The sequence below is a fragment of the Protofrankia sp. Cr1 genome (assembly GCF_963555865.1).
Classification (GTDB): Bacteria; Actinomycetota; Actinomycetes; order Frankiales; family Frankiaceae; genus Protofrankia.
This window is the reverse complement of the sequence record NZ_CAUVXO010000452.1, coordinates 1-719: the sequence shown is the minus strand read 5'-3', so window position 1 is coordinate 719 and position 719 is coordinate 1. Positions and strand designations below refer to the sequence as shown.

The 719-nt window shown below is 63.3% G+C and carries 2 protein-coding genes; both read right to left on the bottom strand.

The genetic code is table 11. The features are described 5' to 3' along the window. Positions 1-13: 13 nt before the first annotated feature. The gene (locus tag U9980_RS23490) at positions 14-415 is read right to left on the bottom strand and encodes a type II toxin-antitoxin system VapC family toxin (protein ID WP_322747718.1); all 402 of its coding nucleotides are present in this window, start codon (positions 413-415) and stop codon (positions 14-16) included. Continuing rightward, positions 412-719 (bottom strand): type II toxin-antitoxin system VapB family antitoxin (locus tag U9980_RS23485; RefSeq protein ID WP_322769924.1); only part of this gene is annotated, 308 nt, incomplete at its 5' end. The genes U9980_RS23490 and U9980_RS23485, both read right to left, overlap by 4 nt.

Genomic DNA, 719 nt, shown 5'->3' with positions numbered 1-719 from the left:
CCTGATTGCCTGTTCAGAGGACTGCACGGATGTCGGTCTTCGCGAAGTCGTCGCCGATGTAGAGCAGCGGCTCATCGACAACACGGGCAATCGCATAGGTCAAACAATCGCCGAAGTTCAACCCGGCGGGATGACGCCGGCGACCATAGCGGGTGAACGCTTCGACCGCGACCTTCCAGTGTTCCGCGTCGAACGAGATTTCTGTCATGCCCGCCTCGTCAACCAGTCGCGCGAGCAGCGTCCGACCGAGCACCCCGAGACGAGACGTCAGGACCAGACCGGTCTCGGCGAGAGTCGGAGTGCCGACGCCGATGAAGTCACCCCTGCCGAACGCCCCGGCCAGGGCATCCAGCAGGACCTCATAGTCAGGCTCTCGCAGCAGGACAGCTACCAGAGCCGAACTGTCGACGATCACAGGCCATCCGGTCCGTAGCCGAGGATCTCCTCGCGTTCATCCCGGGTGAGCGGCACCCCACGTTGATCTGTCGGTATCTGCGGCCACGCCTCCTCCAGCAAAAAGTGACGTAGGTGCCGCTCGCGGCGGCTCTCCGCTCGCAGCAGCGCCATGCGGTCCCGGCGTTCGACCAACGCCACCCGGACCGCCTGGGTCTTCGTCTCGTTCGCAAGAGCCGCGATCTCCGTCGCGAGTCGCTCGGTCTCAGCATCCTTGATGTTCAATGCCATGGTGTAAAGGTACCACGATGGTGGAAAGCAACCCA